This is a genomic window from Streptomyces antimicrobicus (assembly GCF_020532625.1).
Taxonomy (GTDB): domain Bacteria; phylum Actinomycetota; class Actinomycetes; order Streptomycetales; family Streptomycetaceae; genus Streptomyces; species Streptomyces antimicrobicus.
The window spans coordinates 1-3338 of the sequence record NZ_JAJAUY010000248.1 but is presented as its reverse complement, the minus strand read 5'-3'; the positions used below and the strand labels follow the sequence as shown (position 1 = coordinate 3338).

Genomic DNA, 3338 nt, shown 5'->3' with positions numbered 1-3338 from the left:
GAGGGCGCCGGCCGCGTGGGTCCGCAGGGCGTCCAGGTCGGGGGCGGTCGTGCCGTCGGCCACGACGTAACCGACGAGCCGCTGGTCACCGGGCTGGTCCTCGCGCAGCAGCACCACGGCGTGGTCGACGCCCGGGTGGGCCGAGAGCACGGACTCGATCTCGCCGAGCTCGATGCGGAAACCGCGCAGCTTCACCTGGTGGTCGGTGCGGCCCAGGTACTCCAGGGCGCCGTCGGACGCCCAGCGCACGAGGTCGCCGGTGCGGTACATGCGCTCGCCGGGCTCGCCGAACGGGCAGGCCACGAAGCGGTCGGCCGTGAGGTCGGGGCGGCCGAGGTAGCCGCGGGCCAGCTGGTGGCCGGCGAGGTAGAGCTCGCCGCGGACGCCGTGGGGCACCGGGCGCAGCCGCTCGTCGAGGACGTAGACCCGGGTGTTCCACACCGGTCGGCCGATGGGCACCGTACGGCGCTCCGGGTCGGGCGTGCAGGCCCAGGCGGTGACGTCGACGGAGGCCTCGGTGGGCCCGTAGAGGTTGTGCAGTGCCGCGTCGCAGACCTCGAAGAAGCGGCTCTGCAGCTCGGCCGGGAGGGCTTCGCCACTGCAGATCACCCGGCGCAGGGAGGTCCCGCAGTCGGCCGCGGACGGCTCGGAGAGGAAGGCCTGCAGCATCGAGGGGACGAAGTGCACGGTGGTGATGCCGGCGTCGCGGATCAGAGCGGCCAGGTAGGCCGGGTCGCGGTGGCCCTCCGGCCGGGCGAGGACCAGGGTGGCACCGGTGATCAGCGGCCAGAAGAACTCCCACACGGAGACGTCGAAACCGGCGGGCGTCTTCTGCAGGACGCGGTCGTCGGCACCGAGCCCGTACGCGTCCTGCATCCACTGCAGCCGGTTGACGATGCCGGTGTGCGGGACGAGGACGCCCTTGGGGCGGCCGGTGGAGCCGGAGGTGTAGATGACGTACGCGGGGGAGGCCGGGGCCACGGACACGGCCGGGGCGCAGGCGTCCAGGCCCGCGAGCTCGGCGCGCAGCGCCTCGTCGTCCAGGACCAGGCGCGGCAGCCCCTCGGCTCCGGGCAGGTCGGTCCCGCCGGCGGTCAGCAGCAGGGCGGGCGCCGCGTGTCCGAGGATGTAGGCGATGCGCTCGGCCGGGTAGTCGGGGTCCACCGGCAGGTAGGCGCCGCCCGCCTTCAGGACGGCGACCAGCGCGACCACCAGGTCGAGCGAGCGCGGCACGCTGACCGCGACGGTCCGCTCGGGGCCGACGCCGGCCCGGACCAGGCGGTGGGCCAGGCGGTTGGCCTGCTCGTCGAGCTCCCGGTAGGTGAGGCTGTCGTCCGCGAACCGGACGGCCGTCGCCTCGGGGGTGCGCCGGACCTGCTCCTCGATCAGGGCGTGGAGGGTGGCGGGGGCCACCTCGGTCTCCGTGTCGTTGTAGCGCATCACCAGCTCGTGGCGCTCGACGGGGCCGAGGACGTCGATGCGCCCGATGGACCGGTCGGCGTCGGCGGCGACCGCCTCCAGCAGCCGGACGTAGCGGCTGACGAGCTTCTCGACGGTGCCGCGGTCGAACAGGTCGGTGCTGTACTCGACGACGCCCTCGATGCCCTGGTGCGTGCCGTCGTCGCCGCGCTTCTCGCCCAGTTCGAGGGCGAGGTCGAAGCGCGAGGAGTGCGTCTGCACCGTGTACGGGGCCACCCGCAGGCCGGGCAGGGCGAGTTCGCCGCGCTCGTTGTTCTGCAGGGTCAGCATGACCTGGAACAGGGGGTGGCGGGCGAGCGAGCGGCCGGGGTTGAGGACCTCGACCAGCCGCTCGAAGGAGGTGTCCTGGTTGGCGTAGGCGGCGAGGTCCGTCTCCCGCACCCGGGCGAGGAGTTCGCGGAAGGTGGGGTCGCCGCTGGTGTCGGTGCGCAGCACCAGGTTGTTGACGAAGAAGCCGACGAGCTGGTCGAGGGATTCGTCGGTGCGTCCGGCGACGGCCGTGCCGAGCGGGATGTCGGTGCCGGCGCCGAGCCGGGTGAGCAGGGCGGCGAGGCCCGCCTGGAGCACCATGAACAGGCTGCTGTGGCTGTCGCGCGACAGCTGGCTCAGCTTGGCGTGCAGCTGCGGCGGGAGGGTGAAGGGGACGATGTCGCCGTGGTAGCTGGCCCGGGCCGGGCGGGGCCGGTCGGTGGGGAGGTCCAGCTCCTCGGGCAGGCCGGCCAGCGTCGTGCGCCAGTGGTCGAGCTGGGCCGCGCCCTCGGGGGTGTCCTCGCCCTCGTCCCCGAGCAGCGCGCGCTGCCAGAGGGTGTAGTCGGCGTACTGGACCGGCAGCGGCTCCCAACCCGGGGCCTCGCCGTCGAGCCGGGCGGCGTAGGCGACGGAGAGGTCGCGGGCGAGCGGGGCCAGGGACCAGCCGTCGCCGGCTATGTGGTGGAGCAGCAGGAGCAGGACGTGCTCGCCCTCGCCGAGGGGGAACAGCGTCGCCCGCAGCGGGATCTCGGCGGCGAGGTCGAAGGTGTGGGCGGCCGCCTCGGCGAGCTGCTGCTCCACGTCGGCCGCGGTGGCCGTGCGCACGTCGAGGGCCGGACGGGCGCTCTCGGGGGCGAGGACCACCTGGTAGGGGCGGCCGTCGCGGTCGGCGAAGACGGTCCGCAGGCTTTCGTGGCGGGCGACCACGTCGGCGAGGGCGGCGGTGAGCGCGGCCCGGTCGAGCGTGCCGGTGAGCCGGAGGGCGAGCGGGATGTTGTACCCGGCGCCGGAGCCTTCGAAGCCGCTGAGGAACCACAGCCGGCGCTGGGCGAAGGACAGCGGGACCTCGGCCGGGCGCTCGCCGGCGGTGACGGCGGCGCGGGCGCTGCCGGACGTGCGCAGCAGGGCGGCCAGGCCGGCGGGGGTGGAGGTCACGAACAGGCTGCGCAGCGGGAGTTCGGCGTCGAAGACCGTACGGATGCGGCTGACCAGCCGGGTGGCCTGGAGGGAGTGGCCGCCCAGGTCGAAGAAGCTGTCGTCGATGCCGACCCGCGGCAGGCCGAGGATCTCCGCGAACAGCCCGCACAGGATCTCCTCCTGCGGGGTGCGGGGGGCCCGGCCGGCGGCGAGCGCGGACAGGTCCGGGGCGGGCAGGGCCTTGCGGTCCAGCTTGCCGTTCGGGGTGACCGGGAGGGCGTCGAGGGTGACGAACGCGGCCGGCACCATGTAGTCGGGCAGGTCGGCCGCCACGTGGGAACGCAGCGCCGCGGGCCGCGGCAGCTCCTGGCCGGCCTCCGGCACGAGGTAGGCGACGATCTGCTTGTCACCGGGACGGTCCTCGCGGACGACGACGGCGGCCTGGGCCACGGCGGTGTGCCGGACGAGGACGC

The 3338-nt window shown here is 74.6% G+C and carries 1 protein-coding gene; it reads right to left on the bottom strand.

Annotated elements, in window-relative coordinates; genetic code table 11:
* On the bottom strand, positions 1-3338 hold a 3338-nt coding region (locus LG632_RS29785), incomplete at both ends, for a non-ribosomal peptide synthetase (RefSeq protein ID WP_226731042.1).